Below are 24,179 nucleotides of genomic sequence, written 5' to 3'. Positions count from 1 at the left end.
AAATGACCTATATAACAAGGGTCATTTATTTGATATAGAAAAACTGTTGTAAAAGATAACATATAACACAACTAACATTGGTCATTTAAGATTTATTGTTCTATTAAACCTAGTATGTAAATGACCTATATAGCAAGGGTCATTTATTTGATATAGAAAACAGTTGTAAAAGCTATACATATCACACAACTAACATTGGTCATTTAAATTTTTATAAAAATAGCCGCAAAACCATCACTTAACTCATTTTAAGAAAAGTCAATAGCTAAATAAGACTTTTTGAGCTATTTTGAAACAAATAAATGACACATAGGGTCTAAATTTAGTGACCCATCACATAGGTACTTATAAAACAGTAATCCGCACTAAAAAAGTTATAGGAGTGCACACGATCAGTGCAAATTTTCAGCATGTGGTAGCAGTATTTAAGGCATTTAAGATTGTGAGTAATAATTACGCTACGCCAAATAAGCTCTCTCTAAGATCTTAATAAATTCCGTATTTATCTGTTTTTTACGCACATGCACTCATGCACTGATGGCTCGAAGAAGCAGCACTACTGGCTAAATTTGTAGCTTAGCTGTTATATCGAGTTTAGGCATTCTTAACATAGTTTTTACATACATTTATATTAGATTTAAACGTCTATAGATACAGTCTAAAGTAGTTATATGCGGATCACAGTTTTTCGATAAATATGCGGAAAATGCACTAAAAAATTAGTCACTTAGATACAATCAGAATATGCTTTTTGTGCAATAAAAGACTTGTTAAGGATGTTGCTATCGCAAATCAATAGTTAGTAGAAATTACTCTTGCCTGCACAGTGAGGGACCGAGTAGAAGGACACTGTTATGCCTACAAGAAATAGCCTTAATGCAAACGTGGTAATTGAAAAGTCTAAACATCAAACCACACAATCATTATCTTTACCAACCATGCTCAAAGTGGCGATCTCACCAATCCTATTTTGTATGGCTGGAGAGGCTATTGCTTTAAGTCCTTCTAGTTATGATGAAGCGTTCTATCGCTATGATGATAGATCAGCAGGCGCAACCTATGCTCTGAGAGCTAATGGCAATAACCTTCTCGACTTTAGCTCCATCAATTCACAAGTCATGGTTCACGATGACTATCAGGGTAGTACTAGCATTAAGCTTGAGTATGCCGATAGTGCCGATGAGTCATATAAATTTAGTAACCGTCATCTGATTATGGATGGAGGTTCGCATGCTCAGTATGGCAATGCGACAGTTAAGAATGCCATGATTACTATGCAAGGCTGGGCTGATCATTTTGAAGGCGACTTTGATGATGCTTATTGGACAGAGCGTGGTTTTAGATTCTCCTCGATGAATCTTACTAACTCTACCTTAAACATAGGTCGTAATGCTTGGCTTGAGAGCGATCTTATCTTAGACAACTCTATCGTAAGATTTGGCGGTGATGTGCCTGTATTCCATGATAAAGGTGGTAGTGGCTCTAAGCAGCAGCTCGTGCAGGGCAATTCACGATACGATTACTCGGTTCACTACAAAGGCAATATCAAGGCTAAGAACTCAAAGATCGACAGCTACATGCACTCGTTTCAGGCTAGCTTCGACATGGATAATTCTACCTTCATAAACCATGACAAGAATGGCCTAACTTTCTTGTTACATAGTGGCATTAAGCTTAAGAATAAGTCAGTAGTTGAGCTTGGTAACATTAAGGTATTAGGTAATCGCAATCCTAAATTTTTCGATATCAGTCCAGACTCAAAGTTAACTGTTAACGGTGTTCACGTAATTTACGGTAACTTGGATTTACCTGATGATGTGGCTAGTGGAACTCTCTTTGCTGATACGAGAGGTACCATTAATGTTAATAAGTGGCATCTTAAGGATGGCAACTTAAAGACTGCTTCAAATGGCAAAATCAATATCAATACCTTGACTACCTCAGGTGCGCAAAAGGCTTATGGCAATATTGCAGTTAACAAATTAGTGGCCCTTAGCGATCTTAGACCGCATCGTATTATGCCTGATGGCTCTGACTGGGTTGGTTTAGATGTGTTTGGTACTTTAACTCTTGCAAAGGACACTAAAGTTAAAGCTCACTTTTCCAATGATTTCTTGTCTTTAAACAATGTTCGTTTCGGCAAACCTGGAACTTTGATTAGAGCGGATAAGCTCATTGATAATCGCACAGATAAGATCGTTGAGTATGATACTCATGGCATTGCAGTTGAAATTGATACTTATATTAAAGATAACAAGATCATTTTGGCTTTCATTAGTTTGGTTCCGCCAAAGCCGGAGGCCGATGGTACTCAACCTCCTGTAGAGCCAGAGGAGATCCCAGGCTTAGGTGAGCCAATTGAAGATCCTGACTTTGTTCCTCCAAATTTAGATGAGATTGTAGATAGCAAAGACAAGGTAGTAGATAGCTTCTTTGAGCATGATCCAGTGCCGGGAGCACGTGATGAGTTGCAGTCTATCATAGAGCATAACAAGAACGGGGATAACAAGTTCCAAGAGGTTGCATTGCAAGATGCCTTGACTATGCAAAACTCAGATAAAGGAGCCGATTCTTTAATCTCTATTGCAAACCGTACAGCTAAATTAAAACGCAAAGTAGCTAGAACGATTCATCCAAATAAGTTAGTAGCTCCAGTTCGTCGCGCTATTGATACTCGCTTGGCATCGTTACGCCGCAGTGCTCGCTCTTCAACAGCTACATATACTCCAGTTGCTGCTATAGGTACAGCTGAAGCTATTAACGAACTATCTCTTGCAAGCGAAGAGACTATGCTTCATGAGAGTATCTTTGTTGATGTAAGTGGTAGTGTGCTGCATGAAGACGATCTCAAAGAACATACTCTGAGCACTAACATAGGCTATGACCGTGTATTTCCTAAGAAAGATGGTCGTATTGTTGTAGGTGGTGCCTTTAACGCCACTAAGATCGACAATAAGGATACAAGGTCGGAAGATGATGCCATCATGTACGGTGTCACTGGATACTTCTCGTTTGAGCAGAAAGAGGGTTTTGAGTTTCAGTCATATTTAACTGGTGGCTATCTCATTAATGACCGCAGCTTCATTCCAAACGTTAAGATAGGTGAACAAAAGTTTGACGAGCGTAGTTGGCTCTTGATGAGCAGTAATTACTTTAAGTACCACTTCCATATGGGAGCTCTAAGCGTTCGTCCTATGTTGCTTGCTGATCTTGGTTGGCACACTATTGGTGAGAGCAAGTCTTCATACTTAAAGCGTGATGATCTTTCTCAGACCGTAGTGGATCTTGGTTTAGGCTTAGAGCTTGAGGGAGCCCATGAGTCAATTGGCTATATGCTGCAGGCAACCTTAAAGCGTAATGTCTACACATCCAATAATGAAATCGGCATCAACCTTGTCAATGCCAATGGCTATATGACTTACGATATCCCAAAAGATCACTCCACGGTCTTCTCCATCAATGGTTCTTTAAGTAAGCGTCTAGCTGCCGACGTGACATTGGATGTAGGCTTAGGCGGCTCGTTAACTTCTGAGGGCGGTGTTGGTGCTAACGGTAATGCCCGTATTCGTTGGCACTTCTAAAGCTGTACAAAATCACCCTTTAAGAACAGCGCTAAGTCTAATTAATCCTATTCACTCACTAATAGAAGGCCCGCATAAGCGGGCCTTCTTGTTTGGCTTCTACCAACCCTCGTCATACAAAGGGTGTTTCTATCGTCAACACATAGCACCAAGCGCAAAAAGTTTAATCAACCAAACAAACAACCACTAGTACAGGCAAATTGAGTGTGTGTCGAGATCTTGATGATCATGCATGTATATGATCCAATCCATGATCTCAGCGCCCAACAGAGCACTCTGCGCATAATTAAGATCTCAAGATTAAAGTGAGATCGTGAGTCCTAAGTATGATCTTTTGATACGTTCAAACTGGTTAAAAGATGGCGATCTTAATAAGTGGCTGCGCTATAAGATCGTGGGCGATCTTAGTGGCGTGCGATGTCTGATACTTTTTCCTTTTATCCACAAATGGCTTAAAGATAGCGTCAAGAAAAAGACAGCTGTGATCTTAAATCCATGATCTTTTTTAAACACAGGATCGCCGCGATCTTAAGATCTTAGCAGTAGATAAGTGGAAGATAGCGATCTTATTATCCAGATAAGATCTTGGTTTTTGACACTCTGACAACACATTAATCCATCCACGAAGCTAACTATAAGATCGCAAGATAAACGAGTCATGTACGTAATTTAGTTTCATACACAGGGAGTGTATATCCCCCAAACACAAGAAATTAGTTTTGTCTGAGATCTTTAAAGTGCTGCGGTAGGCATTGTTTTATCCTGCCAATTTGCTGAGGCATTAGTTTGCGTTAGAACGGTTAGATCTATTAACAATTACTCTAAGTCGGCGATGAGCTCAGCATCAATGCTGATGAGCGGGCGCTATGTTAGTGCGCACTTTGAAGTGAGCATACACAAAGAGCTAAGTAGCGCTTTGCTGCGCTCATCGAGGTATACGCGTGAGTGAATAGTCTATTTGCTGCAGATCAGATGGCTTGCTGTAGTGGGGTAGTAGTTTAAAACGAGATGGGACGGATAGATGTGGTGCTGACTAGTGGCGTTTAATTGTGGAGGGCCCAAAAAGCAAAAAGGCGTGCCGAAGCACGCCTGAGAATAAGTTAGTGAGATCTTTTAAGCAGCAGCCCTGATGCCACGGTATGCGCGAGGCATAACCTTCTTTTCGCGGGCGAACTCAGGACGAGCATTCATAATCTGCTCTAGCATCTCGTCGTTCATCTTGCTACGGGTTAAGCCGATAGCGCGATAGGTGATGAATGGACGTGCTTGCTTGGTAATAATCATTGGAACACGAGAAGTGGTCTCGTCAGCGTCACCAACTACGTTTAAGATGCCTGAATCGAATAAGGATCTTACGGTTGGCTCGGACTCAGGTAAGTACAGTACTGACTTTCTTTGCAGTACGAACTCACGTAATAAGGCACGCTCGCCAAAATCTAAGCCTTCAACAGTCTTCTTCATGCTGTCCTGCTCAAGACGGGTGTGACGCTTGTTTAAGTATGCAGAAATGAAAGCGATGATAGCCTGGCTGATAAAGTTGGACAGCTCAACGATTAAGGCTAAGTATAAATAGGTCTTGTTAGCTGCGACTTGATCAGCAAGCTCCTGTGAAACGGACTCAAGAGGTAACACCAGAAGTAATAAGGTTACGCAGAAGAGCCACAGCATAACAATATTTAAGGTCTTATTTGCGGCGAATACAGAGTTGTTGTTTTCCATTTGTGAAAACCCCGATCAAATCTACTCAACTAACTTAATAACTTAATAATTGCAGCTTAATAAGTGCTGCTGTGTATGCCCTATAGTGTGCAACTGGTGTGCCATGTTTGCTAAATACGATAAATATCAGGTTTATAAGCGTTTTGGAAAAGCAATTTTAGTCTTCTAAAGATCTTTAAGTCGAGATCTCGTCAAAGTGATCTTAGAAATGTTTTGCTTTATTGTGCGTTCTATTAGTGCAAAGACGTGTTTATCGATTATACTTGTGTGTTTTTTTGCCCGAGGATAGGGCAAAATAGCAAGACTGAATGCGTCTAAAAGCAAATTAGCTTAAAGTAACGTTTGTGTTGTGAGAGCTCGTAGAAGCGACAATCTAGCTACTAGTATTAGTAGTTGATGAGTCGATACGCAGTCGCAATAGATGAGATGTTATCCGAAGCCTTATGTACTTACATAAGTACATATATGTAGGACAACGTATTAAAAGGTCAGAGTACCCATAGCCTGTATTACCTTGCTTTTGGCTAAGGTAACCGAAATTTTCCAGCTACAGACTCTAAGGTAGTTAGTTCTGGATACTCTTTAACTTGTATGTAGGAGGGCGTGACCTCATCCTTGCTAGTTATCGTTTAGAGCAAGGAGAAGATCGCGTTTAAGCAATGAAGAAAATTGTCGCTATCATTAAGCCTTTCAAACTAGATGACGTCCGTGAGGCTTTAAGTGCCCAAGGCATTTCTGGCATGACCGTTTCTGAAGTAAAAGGTTTTGGCCGTCAGAAAGGCCATACTGAGCTTTACCGTGGTGCCGAGTATGTGGTCGACTTCCTTCCAAAGGCTAAGATTGAGTTAGTTGTAAAGGATGATGAAGTAGACTCTTGCATCGAGGCTATTACTAAGGGAGCTCACACTGGTAAGATCGGCGATGGCAAGATCTTTGTTTCTACTGTAGAGCGTGTGATTCGTATCCGTACCGGTGAAGAAGGCGAAGACGCTATCTAATCTGAACGTTTTTTTTGCCTCGCAGCACAGCATGGCCTGAACTAACCTTGCATCAGGCCAGCTAGTGCCAAATCAAAATGCCTAGATAGGTTTTACCGTACTAACCTATCAGCGCGTCTTAACTTTCCTTTTTAAGAGCATATAGCCAGATGTCTTGATCTTATATGATGGACTAATGCGCTAGACTTGCTCTTGTCTTAAGATAGATCTTTAAGCCTTTTCATTGAGCCAAACACCACGCATCATGTTACATAAGTGACACATTTGTGACAGCTTTGTAAGCTCAAGCACCTAGATTTAGCTGATGGCTGTTTGCTCAAAAGGTTATGTCTTTTGAAGATGATTTTGTCGTGTAAGAACGGTTAGATTACTCGTGTAAATGAAAAGTACATGTCCTAGTAACAATTGAATATCTATAGATCTTGTTTAGAGCTGACATTTACGTGGTTTTCATCCGGACATAAATCACTCACTTTGTTATCCTTGCAGGATGTTTTTGTATTTGCTAAAAGCCTATGAGTTGCTCTTATTAAGAGATTTTACTTTAGGCGGTTGAGCAGTCTTTTGGAGAGGGATGTCGATGGGTTCAAATGTCATGGGTAAGCTCAAGCGCAGTGCTGTAGCTGCAGCTTTAGGTATGGCAGTAGTGCTTAGTGGTTGCTCGGCTAACGTACCATCAGATCCATCTAATGTATGCTCTATATTCCAGGAAAATGACAGCTGGTATGCTGCAGCACATCGTGTGCATAAGAAATATGGTGCACCTATCAATGTAGCCATGGCGATCATGTATCACGAGTCTGGTTTTGTTGATGATGCCCGTCCTCCTATGCGTTGGTTCCTCTTTATTCCATATGGTCGTGGTAGCTCAGCTTATGGCTATGCTCAGGCTCAAGATGAGGTATGGAGTGACTATGTTGATGATGCTGGTTCATTCTTCTCTGATAGAGATGATTTTGAAGATGCACTGGACTTCATCTCTTGGTATATGGTTAAAAGCCGTAAGACCAATGGTGTAGCTTTGACCGATGCTTACAATCAGTACCTTAACTATCATGAGGGCTGGACTGGCTATAAGAAAGGCTCATATAAGTCCAAAACCTGGCTTATGAATACCGCTAAATCAGTCGCATTAAGAGCTGATAAGTACAAGATGCAACTGCAAAAGTGTCGCCTGTACTAAGAGCTTGTTGTTTTAAACCAAAGTTTTTGACCATGTCGCTACACCCTGCGCCTTAACATTGTGCGCGAGATGAAAGATTCTTAACAGCATGCGTGAGATGAAAGATTCTTAACAGTGTGCGAGAGATGAAAGATTCTTAACAGCGTGTGTGATACGAAAGATTCTTAACACTGTGCTGGTGCAGATGGCACTTAAACAGGGATTAACTTTGAGTTAGTGCAAAAGATTGAACTTGCCATTGGGATCTTTACAACATAGTTAGGCCTAAGGCCTTAAAAGTCCTTGCATGCTGTTAGAATGTTGTTCAAGCACATGAGTGCGCAAAGACAACAATGAGGTGACAGGTGCAAAAGGCAGTCTTTTTAGATCGTGATGGTGTAATCAACCGCGACTATGGTTATGTAGGAACTCTAGAGCGCTTTGAGTTTCTGCCTGGTGTGAAAGAGGCCTTGGCCGAACTTAAGGCTATGGGCTATAAGACGGTCTTAGTCACTAATCAGTCTGGTATTGCCAGAGGCTTATATACAGTCGACGACTTCCATACCGTAAACTATTTCATGCAGGGCCAGCTCGATATGGTTGGTGCTAAGTTTGATGGTGTTTACTTCTGTCCACACCATCCAAAAGCCACCGTAGCTCAGTTCCGTTGTGACTGCACTTGTCGCAAGCCTAAGTCAGAGATGTTCAACTGGGCCAAGGACGAGCTTGATATTGATATGTCAGATTCGATTATGATTGGCGATCATGTTACTGATCTACAAGCAGCGGCAGGTGCTGGTATTAAGACTTTGATTTTAGTTGGCGAGCATATTGAGACTGAGTCTAAGCTTATGAGCTCAGCTTTAGTTTTCAAAGATTTAGTAGAGGCTGTAGCTGCAATTAAAGCTGGTCAAATTGCATAGCGCCGTGAAGCTTACTAAAGAGTTAATCACGGAGTGAATCAACACTTAAGTGTCTACAAGGTAGTGGTCTTTGACTCTAAATTTGCTCTTAAGTGGCTTGCAGTCTAACTAAATGATCGCAAAAGTACTTTTGTGATCAATTTAGTCGATCACAGGATTTGTGAATACAAAAGCATCAGCGTATCATCGTTGGTGCTTTTTTTGATCCATTAGGGCATATGTGGTTTTGTACATATGTCCATGTATAGAAATAACCTAATGAAACTTAAGCATTCATTAGGCTAATACAAACTCAGGGGAGAATCATGGTTTTCAAGGGAAAATGGAAAAGCTTGCTATTGTGCACTTGCATGTCGCTCTTTACAGCAGCCTGCTCTGGTTATAACAACACTAGTATTCCAAATGTTCCTTACCATAACATTGATGTTCACAAGCAGACTCACCTCATGACTGATACTGATCGTGTTTGTGTCTTCAATGGCGGCGACATGATCACTGATACTGGTACTCGCTACCGTAACTCAGGTCGCTTTATGTATGAGATCTTGTACGTGACTATGCAACAGTACAATGTTGAGGGTGCTGTAGGTTTAGGCGCTTTTGATCTCAATAGCTCTTCAATGATTCAGCTCCAAGAGGTTTCTAGAAACAATCATTGCAATATCATTGCAGTGTCAAAGCCAATTTTCTGGAAAGACTCTCAGATTACCATCGGTAATGTAGGCTTGAAGGTAGACATGTACGATACTTCTTCATTAGAGCTTTTAAACTCTGTGACTTTAAATGCTCGCTCTCAGTACATTCGTGACATGTTCAAGCCTAATACTCCACTGCGTCCAGTGATTGAAAAGTACGTAGACAACCTTTATCGCTAGTCTTTATCTCACGATTAAGTCTTGCTCTCATACAAGATCAATTAAGACATAAGATTGCTATACGTTAGGATCTTTTCCTATCGAAAATATAGTCATATAGATCGTGGCAAGGATAGCTCTTGTTTGCCAAGACATGTTGGCTTGATCTAATTGAGATCGCAGCAATCTAAATGGGGAACATTCGTAATTAAGGGCAAATTTGCTTGCATGAGTTAGTCAGAAATCTGCACTAAAGTAGCAAAAGTGTGTAAACTTTGCACCACATTGGGAATGTGAAGTGTTTTAGATAGGTATAACATAGTTTGGCAGTCAAATTGACGTTATTGCCCGTCGATACTAGCTTTAAACAGCCTTATTTAGGCTTACTTATGTGACGTGTCTTGCAAGCTTGGATTTCTAAGCAAATTCTTTCATAAGATTGATGCCCCATTGTATTGCATTTTGTATTAGAATTAGCTCGTACAGCATTTTGCTGGTTTAGAATCTGCTCGTGTGCCAAATGTTAGAGCTTAGTTCTAGCATATGGTGCTGAGTGAATCTTAGGGATCGAGCATCCCGAGACAATCGAAAGCTTAATAAGTCAGTAGGTTGTTCATGCCTGTAAAAATCTCCAATCGGAGATTAGCAGGAATCTTGGCAGTAACATGCTAGGAAGTTCATACAGTATCGGAGATTTTTAAATGAACAAGTTTACTGTTGTTTTAGGCGCAGCTGCTTTAGGTGCTTCTTTATTAGCTGGTTGCAACAGCACCTCTTTAGATCAGTTAAATGCAAAGGTTGACGCTATTGCTGCTGATGTTGACGCATTAAAGACCCAGCAGTCCAAGTTAGCTAACGACGTTGCATTCGTTAAGTCCGACGCAGCACGTGCTAACGAGCGCTTAGACAACTTAGCTCGTCGCTACAAGAAGTAATCTTACTTCTCTAGCCGAGGCTAGGTCTGAAACCTAGTTTCAGTCCCAAGCTTCTGATTGAGGGGTGTGGTCGTAAGATCATACCCCTCAATCATTTCTAGGCTACGTAAAAGTATGTACTTAAATTTGTTACTGTACTTACCATCATTGCCTCCTCCCTTATCTATCTAAGCCTCTACACTTAGCAGCTTTTCTCTTACTTACCCCTTCTTTATTGCATCAAGTCAAGCGTACTCAGTCTTGTCCCATAGTCTGTGCTGTGAGATACGTTGTGTCTTTACCTTTCTCCTGCGTCTTTATATTTCGTCTGCGCCGCTCATAGAGACTGACATGGTCTGATTGTGAGATATGACTAATAAACTTATAGTTCTATTGCCATTATCTTGCCTAAGAAGCCCATGTTTAACTGCTTTTGGTTAATTTTTGTAGTTAGGAGCTGTTCTTGAGTGTTTGTGTTTTACACTAAGGCAGTACTACGTACTCGATGAAAGCATTGTAGTTAGGTATAGCTATGTGGCTTCACTAACGTTTTCATTAATGCTTACTAGTATATTAATGGTACTCAAAATAAAATGAGTGGTATAAGTCAAAAGCCTTAGTTGTAGATGGACTGACCAAAGAGGACTGTTTATGGCACAGAGTGCAGATAGGTTTAATCAATTCACGGTATTCATGTCGAACAACATGGAGAGCCTGGCTGATTTATGCGCTCTGCTTATGAGTGAGTACCCTCTTAAGGATCCTTTTGCTCACGAGAAGGTTGTGGTGATGAACTTGGGTATGAACAAGTTCTTATCACAGCGTATTGCTATGCAAAATAGCATCTCTACTATGTGCGACTTTAAGCAGGTGTGGCAGCTTATCTACGACACATACCGCACTATCCATCCTGATGCTCCACGTAAGGATTTGTACGATCGTCGTCATATCACCTGGAACATTTTCTCCATGATTGAGAACTGGAACAGTGACAGTATTGTGGTTCAGGCGCGTAAAGCAGCTTTAGAGTCAGGTACTGATCTTAATGAAGTTCTCAAGAGTTTAGATGAGAGTGCCCAACAGCTCTTAGGCGCTCATCTACCACTTTACGGCACTACTGGGGGTCAGAGTGGAGATATTTACGAGAGATTACGTATCTATCTTAAAGACGATCGTTATGGCGATAAGGCTTTTGAGCTTTCAGCCAAAATCGCTGATACCCTAGATCAGTATCAAATGTACCGTCCTGAGTGGATCATGGAGTGGAATAAGATCCCTCTTAGCGCTTTTGATGATTACGAGCGTGATCCTGACGATCCATCAAATCCTATCAATGTCTTTATTGAGAGCCAGTGTCAGCGTTTTATTCGTGAAAAGACTGGTCTTAATGCCGCAAAGCGTAAGGCTGCCTATAACGAGGCGTTAAACTCATCTGACGATCCAGAGTCTGACGATATACGTTTTACCTTTGAAGAGGTAAAGCCTGAGCACGTAACAGCATCCCGTGCTGAGATGGTTAGACACTTGTTTAAGTCTAATGTGTGGCAGATAAAGCTATGGTGCTCTTTGCGCTATAACTTATCCTTAGACCCTGATCATAACGGCGGCAGCTTTGAGTATAGCAATGAGGTGCTATATCGTCGTTTAACTCATCTTGATCGCTCACAAGTTATGGTGAGTCTTATCAATGAGCTTAAAACCCATAAGAATCTGCCTAAGCTTTACGAGCGCGTGTTTGTCTTTGGCGTGAGCGCTTTGCCAAGAGTTGTTATTGACTTCCTTGATGCGCTATCTAATCACTGTAGCGTGAACGTTATGCTCTTAAATCCATGCCAAGAGTACTGGGCAGACATCGCGCCACGTCATAGACAGGATTTTGAGCGCTACACGCAGCTGATTCAGGCATCCACTAAGAGTGCTAAAGAGGCCAAGGTCGATAAGAAAGGTAAGTTCTTACCTGTAAGAGGTGCATCATTATCTTTAAATGATTTTGATGATTCAGGTGAGCGTATTGAGGGTAACCCTCTCTTGCTCTCATACGGTCGCCAAGGTCGTGACAATCTGTACTTACTCTTTGACCGCGATCCAATGCCGCAGAGCATTTCATGTTTCTCTGAGCCTGATGTGCCAACTGAGTTTGTTACTCAAGAGGGTATTGAGCGTAACAACAAGAAGGTGAATGAGACTACTGGCGGTAATCTGCTTGGATATATTCAAAGGCAGTTACTCTTCTTAGAGCAGCCAGAGGATCGCTATGTCATTAGTAAGGACGACACTTCCTTTAGCGTGCACTCATGCCACACTAAGCGTCGTGAGGTAGAGGTACTGCATGATGCTATTTTAGAGTGCTTTAATCGCGCTAAGCAAAAGAGTAAGCAAGACCCAGAATATAAGCTCTATCCACGAGATATTGTGGTGATGGTGCCAGCCATTAATGAATATGCTCCACATATTGAGGCTGTCTTTGGTGGCTCACACAAGATGGGTGATCCTGATTACATCCCTTATGTCATCTCAGATCAGACCGAAAGAGAAACTAATACCGTTACTGAGGCACTGCTTAAGCTCCTTGAGATTGGTAATAAGCGTATTACTGCATCCTTGGTAATTGATTTACTCTCTGAAAACGCTATTGCTCAACGTTTTAGCCTGACTCAGGATAATGTCGAGATCATCGCTAAGTGGATTGAAAAGAATAATATCTTCTGGGGTCTTAATGACAATGATGTCTCCGAGTTCTCTGAGATTGCTCTGCCTGGAACATTCGAAAGCGGTATGGATCGCATGCTGCTTGGTACCATGTTGGGTGAAAGTAATGTCATGCCTGGCTTTAGCGAAATTGAAGGTAGTGATGCTGTCATCTTAGGCAGGTTCTGGGACTTTATTAATGCGCTAAATGAGCTGCGTCTGTTTTTTAATCCAGAGCTGGCATTGGCACCAAGACTCTGGGGCGAGAAGATCAACACTAAGCTTATCAGCCGCTTTTTTGATAGCTCTGATGAAACTAAGCTGGCCTTACGCTCAGTTGAGATTGTTATTGAAGATCTCAAGGAAACGATTGATGGTCTTGCTCGTAAACCAGCCATCAACTTGCCTGTTTTTGCAGCCATGCTGCGTCAAGGTTTAAGTGCTCAGACTAATTACATGCCTTTCTTAAGAGAGAAAATTAACTTCTGCTCTTTAGTGCCAATGCGTGCTGTACCGTTTAAGCATGTATTCATCTTAGGTCTTAATGATTCAGACTTCCCTCGCGAAGAAAGAATGCCAGGCTTTAATCTGATGAGCTCGTATGAACTATTCGAGCGTGGTGATAGATCTCGTGGTACTGATGATCGTTTCTTATTCTTAGAGGCAATTCTATCTGCACGTGAGTCAGTGTATTTCTCTTACATTGGCAGTAGCGCAACGGACAATCGTAAGCTAAGCCCATCAATTGTGCTTAATGAGCTTATGTATTACATATATCAGCGTTGTTCTATTGAGGGGCTTGAAGATTTAAATGATCAAATGCGTGAGCAAAGCGTAAAGCGCCGCATCTTACATGAAGAGCACTTAAATGCCTACTCTCAGGAAAACTATGTAGCACAGGGTGCTTCATATAAGCACAATGCTACAGATCCTGATGCCAAGTTCTTCCCATCTAAATTGCCAAGTTTCAACTCGGGCTTTATCTCCATTGCAGGAGCTCCAAAGCAAGACCGTGTCTATATTGGTAGAGATTTGACAGTTGAGCCTGAGGCTGATGATTTAGTTCAGGTTGTCTCATTAGATGAGGTGATCGCCGCTAATAAAGATCCATATAAAACCTTCGCAAGAAAGACTCTGCAGATCTATGTAGATCTTGGGCAGGCAGATGTAACTCGAGATGATGAGGATTTTAGTGCAGACGATTTCCTAATCAAGGCTCTGATAAACGAGCTGCTGCATGAAAAAGCAGAAGATCGTGCCGCCGTTTTAGAGCGTCATAGCCTGGCGGGTGATTTGCCAAGCGGAGTCTTTAGAGAGCTGGTTGAGAGCAAAGTAAATGAGCGAATGGAGGCAATCATTGAGAGTATGCAGACCAATTTTGGTCTGGATAACACCGATATAGAAACGGTTGCATGCCCTAACGCTATTTATAGATTGATCTTGCCTGAGGCTGTTTGCACAGGCGCAATGCCGCCTGATCTTAAGGAGCTCACTCAATTAAATATTGAGTACGCAAGTACCAATGCTGCAGCAAGCGCCAACTTAGGTCTTGATAGCCAAGATGATAACTCCCATCGCAAGGTGCCTGATGGCTATAGAGAGTTTGAGATCACCTTGCAAGCAAGTCGCAAGGTTAAACCTGTAATCGTGGATTGCTTTAATAAATATGAGGCAAAAGCTAAGAAACAAGAGTACTTCTTATCTAATGGCGCAGACAGTATTCAAATTTGGGGATTTGCGCAGGAAAAAACTTCATATGGTTTTTCACTCATTCAGGAGATGATTGCCCAGTACTTAGGGGGCTCTCAAGCAAGCTCAGTGCATTTAGTGACTTCTGGTGGAGATGTAATCTACATGAAGGCGCTTGAGAATTCGGCCTTGCGTTATGTCATTACTTTCATGCTTTTGAACTATTTATTAAGCAAGATGAGAGTGATGCCAACTGGAAAAGCAATTATTAAAAAGCTCCAACATAACGAAGATGGCGAGCTAGTCATTAATGGTAAAGGAAGTAGTTTTGGTTACGAAAAGGATGCCGAGTTCTTCTTGGGAGACGTTAATACTATCCTCAGCTCCGAAGTACTCTCCAAGATTGCTTCAGACTATATCGACTTCTACTTAAGTTACATTGCAAGCAATATTGAAAAAGGCTAAATAACGCAATATTAGTGATGGCTCCAATCTACTCATTTAGAGCATAGCCATAAAGTCAGATTGTAATTACCTAGTATTTGCAATGTTAAGTGCCGTAAGCTGCCGAAAAAGTATGGCAGCTTAAAACTCCAAGCTAATTTCACGCAGTCAGGTTTGTTATGAGAAAGCAAGTAGGCAGCAAATCAGTACCACTCGAAATCATGAAGTTCAATATGGCTTCTCCTGCCTTAATTGAGGCTAGTGCTGGTACGGGAAAGACTTACACCATTACTAATTTAGTGGTGCGGGCGCTCTTAGGCTTGGGTAGTAAGGAGGTAGCGCTTCCTCGTCCATTGCAGATTGAAGATTTGCTGGTAGTTACTTTTACTAATGCGGCCACCTCAGATCTGAGAAGTAGAATCTTCGAGAGAATTCGTGCAGCACGTGGTGCCTTTGAAACTTTTATTGATAATGCACTTAAGTTAATCTCTGAAGCCTTAGAGCAGGAAAATGAAGAGCTATTTGCTAGTCACTATCTAGAAAAGCAGGATTTAAGCAAGGTTAAGTCTGCTATTGCTAATGGACGTAAGCGTGCTAAAAAACGCAAGGCTGCTCTGACTATCGAGGGGCGTATAAGTGACGAGGGAACTCTAGAGTCGCTAGCTAATCATGACTTAGATGACTCTGAGAGTGATTACCTTGAGACTAAGGCATCAGACTATACTGAGGATGAGCTGCAGCATCTGTTATTAAATATTGATGTTAAAGCTGTCATGAGCGGTAGTAATGTTGACCCGACTTTTTACGACATGATCACTGACTTACTCTCTCGTAAAGTCGTGCCGCTGCGTCATGCCATCTTGCTGCTTGCTCAGGCTGAAAGAAAGATCAATAACGCCTCTATCTGCACCATTCACTCATTTTGTAATAGCACCTTAACTCAGTTATATGCACTCGAGTCAGGAGAGGCATTTAATACTGAGCTTAAAAGGGATCTTTACCATGAGAGTAAAGAGGCTATCTATGGTGTGTGGCGTCGTCTCTTTTATAAGGAAAAGTGCTCCACAACGCTTAAAGATACACTAGGTGCGTATAATCCTGACTCATTTTCAAAACTCCTAGACTCTCTTGGTGCAGCACGTCATTCTGATCCAAAAAGTGCTTTTGCAGGTTATTACCTTGAGGGCTTTGAAGAGCTCATGCAAGAGGTTAACTGCCCAATTGATATCCATTCTGCGCAGTCTCTCGAAAGCCAGCTAGTCAATTGGCTAAATGATTTAGACTCTCAGAGTGACTCATCTGACAATGACGCAAAAATATCGATCTTAAGAGAGTATGACAATTTCTTAAGCGCCATTCCTCAAAAGCAGTTTGAAGGCTTATACAATCCTCAAACCAAAGCACCTGGTTATCTATTAGATGGCACAGGCAAATCATTTAAAAAAGATGTCCCTCCAATCTTGGCAGGATTATATAAGCTGTACTCCTATGAAAATGAGATTAAAGGTGTTTTAGCATCACAAAATCATTCGGGAAACGAAATTAATCAGCTTTATGCCAAGCTGCCAAGTCCTAATTCTTTGTATCAGGATAATTTAACCAGCTTCATAGCTTACAGTCCAAAAGAAACAAAATCTTTTGAAAAGAACCTATTAGACATATGTAAAAGCATATTTGAAAAATATACTACGCTTGAGTCACGCTCTAGGAAGTTGAGACATGTCTTACTGGTTCTAGTAAGTATCATTGTGCAGCAAGAGCTCATGAAGCTGTGCCAAGAGAATAATGTCATGGACAATGATGACGTATTGCGTCGTCTTGATTATGCCATTAACAATCGTGGCGCTGCAGGTGAGCGTCTGGCTGAGCTCATTCGTAAGCGTTATCCACTGGCTATGATCGATGAGTTCCAGGACACTGATCCTGTGCAATACAACATCTTCTCAGCCATCTATTTAACCCAAGAAGCTTTAGATGCTCAGGCATATTGCTATCTGATTGGTGACCCAAAACAGTCTATTTACGCCTTCCGTGGCTCAGACATTAACTCATACCTTAAGGCACGCCAAAAGATTATCGAGCTTACTCATGGTAAGGGTCTTTATACCTTAGATACCAATTACCGCTCCCAGCCTGATATTGTTGGCGCTTCTAATGCCATTTTCTCTAATGAGCTCAACCCTAACAATATCAATCCTTTTGAAGAGGCAGATATTCCTTTTGAGAGCGTTAAGTCAGGCTTAGCTAAAGGACTTGTAGCCAAGAAGAACGCTAAGGTAGCACCTGCAAAGCCAAGAAGTTTCACTCTTGAGGGCCTTGATGAAATTCTCTTTGACGGGAGCAGTGTGCCTACAGAGAGTAATAATGAGGGGGTTAAATATAGCGGTGCTGCGAACACTTATGTAGTTGCTGTTGATTTAGACGAGAGCAGTAACAAAGGAGCCACTGAGCAACTCTATGCTGAGGCTGCAGCTCTTATGATTATGAAGCTGTTGTCTGATGGCAAAATTGATCGTAAAGGGCCAGATGGTGTAGTTACAAAGTCTGCAGTTAAGGCAAGTGATATTGCTGTTTTAGTTAGAAAGGCGGATCAGAGCAATCTTGTTCAAGCAGAGCTTAGAAAACTACAAATTCAATCAGTGTTCTTCTCTGATCGCTCTTCTGTCCTCAAAGGCGCAAAACCTAACAATAATACAAACTCCAATGATGCAACTCCTCCAAGCAAGGAAGCTAGCGATATTCTCTCATTAATGGAGGCAATGGAGGATAGCACTGATAGACGCAAAGTATACAAGGTGCTCGCTTCAAACCTGTTGTGCTTAAGTGCTCAAGAGTACTCTATGCTCATGAGCTCAGATGACATCTTTGAGTATGAAGTAAAACTTCTTAATGATTGTGCGCATGTTTGGAAGCGCTATGGATTTATGCCCGCCTTTTTAAAGTGGGCAAATGATCCACGCCATTGCATGAGCTCAAGATTACTGTCTGTAAATGGCGGTGAGCGCTTGTACACTAATTTCTGCCACATAAGTGAGATTGTGCAGGGGGTACATAAGAAAAATACTGCTCTTGCTACACAGATTCACTGGTTCAATGATCTTATTAATCAAGAGGCTAGTGATATTTCTGAGGATGACTCTAAAAAACGTTTAGAGTCCGAGCAAGATCAAGTCAAGATCATTACTGTACACAAGTCTAAAGGCTTAGAGTTCCCAATTGTGCTGATGCCGTTCTTGTGGGGTGTATCTAAAGAAAACAATAAAAAACCTGACTTGCCAGTAGTTAGGTACTACTCAAATGAAGAACAGCATAGAGTGTTAAGCTTTAACTTAGATGAGCCGTTGTCAGTCAATACGCGTGTTCCTAAGGTAGATGCTGAAGGAAATCTACTTGATGATTATGTAGAACATGTAGTTGAGAGCACTCCAAAAGAACAGTATGAACTCGAAGAACAAAAAGAAGCTACTCGTCTTTTGTATGTGGCGATTACTCGCGCCTGTCATGTAAATATTTTCTTTGTACATGATATGAAGCAAGGCAAAGATTATAAGCCTGAGGCTTTGACTCGTCATCATGGCACTCACAACAGAACTACATCTGTTGCATTGCCTTCTGGAGAAATCACTACTCCTGAACAGGAAAACTATCAGGCCTCATGTTTTGTTGAGGCAGTTTTAGCGCATCCTGAGAAGTTTACTGTGATTGATGGTAAGAGGCTTAGGGATGCTTATGCCTCCTTTACTGAGGATATTAGTGCACTCCATGTTGGTGATAAAGAGATCTTAGATACTGATACTAAGCGTCGATTAGAGCTGTTCAATGCCTATGGTTATAAGTCAGAAGATGGCTTTACTGATAGGTCTTTGAATATTTCTAGTATTCGAGCTCAAGATCAGGTTCCTAATGTGGCACTGTCATTTATCTACAAACAGGCTATTGATACTTCATTCAATATCTTCTCGTATTCATCTTTGACAGCAAACCACAGCTCAAACAATGAAACAAAGCTCAACTATCATTTAGGCCGTGATGAAAATCATGATGATAGTGATCTGAGTGTTGATACCACTGAAGAGCAACTAAATGATTTGCCTCTAGTGACAGTTGTGGAGCATGAACAGACACCTCAAGTATCTACAAATGAGAGCACATACCTTGTAAATAACGATACTTGCTCAGTTTCGTCTTTAGTTCAAAGATATCGTGAGCAAAACTACAACAGTTTGATGATACGTCAGACTATTAAGATGAAATCGCCGCTGTGCCATATTTTCCCAAAAGGTAAATTAGCTGGTTCTTTCATGCATGAGATCTTAGAAAAGATTGATTTTGAGCAAATGAAAGCACGTGGTTATGACAATTACCTTTTAAATGAGGTAATTGAAGAAGTATCTCAGACAGCACGTGCTCATGACTTTATGTCGCAATCAAATATTGTGAGTGCCGACGAGTACAAGATGAGATTAGGCGAGTGGTTCAATGATGTGCTCGAGGCACCAATTGTTGCAGGCAAATACCATTGCTTTGCGCTAGCAGATCTTGAGGTGGCTTCTTATGAGCGCGAGATGGAATTTTTAATGTCCAATGGCCGCTTTGATACTACTCAGCTTGATGAGCTATGTCATGAGGTAGCACAACGGCTCTTGCCAGCGCACCTGTCGTATCTTGGTGAAAATCTCACCCTTAGCTATAGCGAGGTAGTAGGTTTTGTTACTGGTTCTATAGACTTAGCATGTCGCTTTGATCTGAATCGTCGTCTAGCTTTACATGAGCGAGCTGATCTTATGTACGCCATTCCAGAAGATCAGAGCGTCATTATTGCTGAGCATATGAAGTACTTAAGGGAAAAGTTTAGACAAGGACAGCTTCCTAATTGCCAAGATCCTGAGTTAAATGGTGCATTTGTGGAGCAAAACTTTTCTCGTATGCCTCTGAGCGATGCTTATGAAGGACAAGTATCTGCAGCTACAGGAGAGGAGAAAGATTACAAGTATTACGTGATCGACTATAAGTCCAACAGCATGCTCTCATCTACAGAAGAGTTGAATATACCGCAATACGAACAAGCAGATGATTTTAGTGAGTATTACGGAAGCTATAGTTTTGACAATATGGTCAAGTCAATCTATGAGCACCGTTACGACTTGCAGTTTATGCTCTATACCTTGGCTCTCTACAGATTCTTAAAGGTTCGTTATGGCGTGCGCTTGGACTCTTCGTATGAAGAGCTTGAGTCTTTCTACGACCAACATATTGGCGGTGTTATGTACTTGTATATGCGAGGCATGAAAGCCAATTACTTAAGAGACAAGGTGTCTAAAGGCGTATTTACGACTAAATTAGATTTTGACATCGTCTACAAGCTAGATCAGATATTCTCTGGCAATAATGATGAAGAGTAAGAGGAGTGATTAAGTGAGCAAGCAAAAAACTGAGAAGCAAACTCCTTTAGATGCAGCTTCTCTTGATGATTCTTATTTTTACCAAAAGCTCAGTGAGACCTTTTACTCTGATGCAGCTTCGCGTTTAGCTACTGACAAGGATGCCGGTAAGCTCGTTTACTCAAGCGGTATGCTCAATGATGATGATTGCTATGACAGTAAGCTTGGTGATTTCTCAAGTAGTGCTAGTGGTATTAACGATGAGCGCTCTGCTCCTATTGCAGAGCGCGACTTTGATGATGACTACTTTGATCAGCATATCGATGAGAAATACCCATATCAGTCCTATGACGATGATAAGGCTAGCCAAGAGTTAGTAGCTTATAAGCAAAGTGTAGATATCACCCAAGCACGCATTGAAGCTGAGCAGCTCATTAAAGAGGCTGCATGGCAGTTAAAAAAGCAGGCTGAGAGATCATATTCAAGTTGTAAGCTTTTGCCTGATGGCCACAAGGAAAAGATCAGCATTACTCAGGAGAGCTCAAGTGAGTACTTAGAGAATGCTCGTATCTTAATGGCTAAAATGATCTATCAGCCTGAAGAGATCTACGATGATGCTTATTTCTTCAATGCTGTAGAGATCACTAAAGAGCCTTACATTGAGGAAGTTTTGGCTTTCGATATGGATTTTCATGGAGGAAGAAGTTTACTTGTTCGTGCGCGTAGCTGCCCGAAAATTGATTCTATTGCGCCAGCTTGCATCAGCTATCTTCAAGAGCATTTCCCATTTGCTAACAAGTATGATCAAGAGCAGTTCAACCTTATCATCTTAGCTCTCTTTGAGAAGGTTAAAGAGGGTGATATCTGTATCGACCTACGCTCGTTAAATGGCGTGTTCGATGCCATAGTTAATTGGCAGCTTACATACAATGAGCTCCAAAACTTCAGTGATACCCAAGGTGTTCTCAATTCTCTAGAGTTCTTGATTGCAAGTGCTAAAGCTTACTGCCCTAAGTCAGTTGCTACTTTAAATGAGCTGATGAAAAAGTCATTATCGGTAGGTAGTGCAGAGGAGAAGAACTCCCCATTAGTCTATGACAATGGCAGACTCTACCTGCGTAGAAGCTTTAATTACGAAACCGGCATTGCTGACTTCATTTGCAATAAAAAGAGCTCACTTATGAGTGATGAAGATAAGCAAAAGCTCATCAAGGCTATTAGGATTTTGTTCCCTAAGGAGCCTAGTGACGGTGAGCTTGAGGTTAACATGCAGGAGGTCGCTGCAGCTCTATCAGCTCAGTCGAAGTTTACAGTGATCTCGGGCGGACCAGGTACAGGCAAGACTACAACAGTGCTGCGAATCTTATTGTTACTTATCTGCATGGATGAGAAGAATCGTAATATTAAACTGTGTGCACCGACTGGTAAGGCTGCTGCACGTATGAGTGAGTCTATTGCTGGGCAGTTAAGTAATTCCAATACTCAAGCAGCTGTAGAGTTAATGGCTAAAGAGTTTGGCCTGAGCATAGAGCAGATCATGGGCTATATCCCATCAACTGCAGTAACTGTACATAGCTTGATTAAGACTATTCCTAATAGTTCACGAGCAAGGTTTAATAAAGACAATCGACTCAAGTGCGATGTATTAGTAGTTGATGAAGTGTCCATGCTGGATATGGCTTTATTCTCAAAGCTCTTGAGTGCGCTTGAGGATGATTGTCACATCATTATGCTAGGTGACAAAGATCAGCTTGCATCAGTAGAGGCGGGCGCTGTGTTAGCTGAGTTGTGTGCTTGTCTTGATAGCACTAAGAGTGATCGTGTTGATGACAATGTCATGTCAATAATCACTGAGGCAACTGGTTATACAAAAAAGGCGATCTTAAAAGAGAAGATCTCCGGCAACGTTGCTTTATTAAGTAAGAGCTGGCGATCTAAGGATGTTCCTGAAATTGGAGCCTTGGCATCTCTCATTAATAATGCAAAGCAGACCGAGCTTGAAAATAGCGAGCAATTGCAAATAGGCTTGATTGATGAGTACATGAAAAGTGCTGTCGAAAAGATTGAGCGAGCTGAGCCTGCTAGTAATCTAGACAAAAGCAATAAGAGATCATCTTCGACAGATGATCCTGTGCTTAAGCGTATGTTTGCAATCTTGGGTACTTTTAATAAGGCTCAAGAGAAAGCACAAAAGAATGGTACTAAAGCAGCTATCTCATATACAAAGTTCAACAAAGAGAAAACACCAGCTGATTTTGTCAAAGAGATTGCAAGTGACTGTATTGCGCCTGATCGTGATGATAACTATTCAGCGTTCTTACAAGAACTTGCTAGAAACGACTTTATCGTAAGTACAGATACTCATAAAAGAGCGCATCTGTTTAAACTCATGGATCGCTTCCGTATCTTGTGCTCCAACCACAATGGAGAGTTTGGCGATAAGAACCTAAACCATGCCATTGAAAAAGAGATCAAGCATAAGTATTTGACCAGAGGCTTTTATCCACAAGGAAGCTTTTTCCCAGGACAGATTGTAATCATCACGCAAAACAATCCGATCTTGAATCTGGTGAATGGCTATGTAGGCTTTGTTGCTTTTGATGAACAAGATCTGCTCAAGCAAAGTTTAGATAAGGGCGAGGATTTTGATATAAGAAGAATCCCTTACAAGGAGAGAAAGCTCAGAGTCTTCTTGCCAATCGCTTCAGGGGGTCAAAATGGTCAAGAGGTTAATCCATTTACGGTAATCTCAACCATGTTGCTTACTGAGTATGACAGCGGCTATGCCATGTCTATCCATAAGTCTCAAGGTTCTGAGTATGACAAGGTCAGTATTGTGCTTTCAAGAAGACCAAATCGTGTGCTAACTAAAGAGCTAGTCTATACGGGCATTACTCGAGCAAAGAAGAATGTAGAGCTTATTAGCTCCTTTAACTCACTACGTCATGCGATCTCACATTCAGTTGAGCGTGAAAGTGGTCTTGCTGATCGTTTGAATCGTTAGGAATGGCAATAGCAATTAACTCTTTCGCAACATGAATAATTTCCTATCAGCATGTGAATACGAATAGGCATATCATACATAGGTCATGTTAGTAGTTTTGCAAGAGCTTTTCCTTTGTAAAAGCTAATAACTCCAATATATGTAACTCATAGGTGATCTCAAGCCTTGCTTAGGATTCAAAGATGGGTCTTTATGAGTTTTTCATAAATAACTAACTAGATGAGTGCTATTGAAAAGAGATATTTTGATGGCTGTAGATAGTTGTTTAGAAAAAATAGCGATCTCAAGATCAGAAGATCAGAGCAATTTTGGCTCAAAAGCCGTATGTTTATGGTGCATGTGCCATGCAGATGCAAGAAAGTTATAGCTTTTTTTATGATCTTTTAACATGCTGTAAACCTGATGTTTATCTGGTTTAGTGTGTGTTCGGTGTGTGCGGTTTATAAAGTTTTTGTAAAAAAGATTAAAAAAGCTGTTGACGTGTGAGTTCAAATCATTAAAATACGTCCTCGCTGTAACGCACTAAGCAAACAGCAAAACAAAGCCAAGCGCTTTGTAGTTCTTTGAAAATTGATAAGTACAGACAATCTGTGTGAGTTCTTTAGTTAAGGACTTTGAGTTTAGCCACATACTTAGTAGCTTAGTTTAAAGCTACAACTTCAAACGAATCATTAAAGTGAAGAGTTTGATCATGGCTCAGATTGAACGCTGGCGGCAGGCCTAATACATGCAAGTCGAACGGTAACAGCAGAGAGCTTGCTCTTTGGCTGACGAGTGGCGGACGGGTGAGTAAGGCTTGGGAATCTGCCTGGTAGTGGGGGA

10 protein-coding genes and 1 rRNA gene are annotated in these 24,179 nt (G+C 41.3%); 10 read left to right on the top strand and 1 reads right to left on the bottom strand.

Going from position 1 to position 24,179, the window contains the following annotated elements; all coding sequences use genetic code 11:
• Positions 1-854: 854 nt before the first annotated feature.
• On the top strand, positions 855-3,581 hold the full coding sequence (locus H524_RS0108935) for an autotransporter domain-containing protein (RefSeq protein WP_027939972.1): 2,727 nt from the start codon (positions 855-857) through the stop codon (positions 3,579-3,581).
• A gap of 1,113 nt (positions 3,582-4,694) precedes the next feature.
• On the opposite strand, the gene H524_RS16620 is transcribed toward H524_RS0108935, so the two are convergent.
• Positions 4,695-5,300, bottom strand: a complete 606-nt coding sequence (locus H524_RS16620) for a super-infection exclusion protein B (protein ID WP_052339013.1) — start codon at positions 5,298-5,300, stop codon at positions 4,695-4,697.
• Between the two features lie 659 nt (positions 5,301-5,959).
• Here H524_RS16620 and H524_RS0108925 point away from each other — a divergent pair.
• The 9 genes from H524_RS0108925 to H524_RS0108880 form a co-directional block, all read left to right on the top strand.
• Positions 5,960-6,298 (top strand): P-II family nitrogen regulator, encoded by a 339-nt coding sequence (locus H524_RS0108925; protein WP_027939971.1) that lies wholly within the window; start codon positions 5,960-5,962, stop codon positions 6,296-6,298.
• A gap of 580 nt (positions 6,299-6,878) precedes the next feature.
• Entirely contained in the window at positions 6,879-7,481 is a 603-nt protein-coding gene (locus H524_RS0108920; RefSeq protein ID WP_044121887.1) for a transglycosylase SLT domain-containing protein, read from the top strand.
• 344 nt (positions 7,482-7,825) lie between these two features.
• The gene (gene gmhB / locus H524_RS0108915) at positions 7,826-8,383 is read left to right on the top strand and encodes a D-glycero-beta-D-manno-heptose 1,7-bisphosphate 7-phosphatase (protein ID WP_027939969.1); all 558 of its coding nucleotides are present in this window, start codon (positions 7,826-7,828) and stop codon (positions 8,381-8,383) included.
• Between the two features lie 350 nt (positions 8,384-8,733).
• On the top strand, positions 8,734-9,258 hold the full coding sequence (locus H524_RS0108910; RefSeq protein WP_027939968.1) for a hypothetical protein: 525 nt from the start codon (positions 8,734-8,736) through the stop codon (positions 9,256-9,258).
• A 680-nt stretch (positions 9,259-9,938) separates the two neighbouring features.
• Positions 9,939-10,172, top strand: coding sequence for an LPP leucine zipper domain-containing protein (locus tag H524_RS0108905; protein WP_027939967.1), 234 nt, complete (start codon positions 9,939-9,941; stop codon positions 10,170-10,172).
• 630 nt (positions 10,173-10,802) lie between these two features.
• Positions 10,803-14,993, top strand: a complete 4,191-nt coding sequence (locus H524_RS0108900; RefSeq protein WP_084281728.1) for an exodeoxyribonuclease V subunit gamma — start codon at positions 10,803-10,805, stop codon at positions 14,991-14,993.
• 158 nt (positions 14,994-15,151) lie between these two features.
• On the top strand, positions 15,152-20,374 hold the full coding sequence (locus tag H524_RS0108895) for a UvrD-helicase domain-containing protein (RefSeq protein ID WP_027939965.1): 5,223 nt from the start codon (positions 15,152-15,154) through the stop codon (positions 20,372-20,374).
• A 13-nt stretch (positions 20,375-20,387) separates the two neighbouring features.
• The gene (recD, locus tag H524_RS0108890) at positions 20,388-23,357 is read left to right on the top strand and encodes an exodeoxyribonuclease V subunit alpha (protein WP_027939964.1); all 2,970 of its coding nucleotides are present in this window, start codon (positions 20,388-20,390) and stop codon (positions 23,355-23,357) included.
• Positions 23,358-24,030: 673 nt separating this feature from the next.
• Positions 24,031-24,179 (top strand): 16S ribosomal RNA (locus H524_RS0108880); the annotation flags it as partial.

The sequence above is a fragment of the Anaerobiospirillum succiniciproducens DSM 6400 genome (genome assembly GCF_000482845.1).
In the GTDB taxonomy this organism is placed as follows: Bacteria; Pseudomonadota; Gammaproteobacteria; order Enterobacterales; family Succinivibrionaceae; genus Anaerobiospirillum; species Anaerobiospirillum succiniciproducens.
Note: the sequence above shows the minus strand (reverse complement) of the source record. Positions and strands in the feature narration are given on the sequence as shown.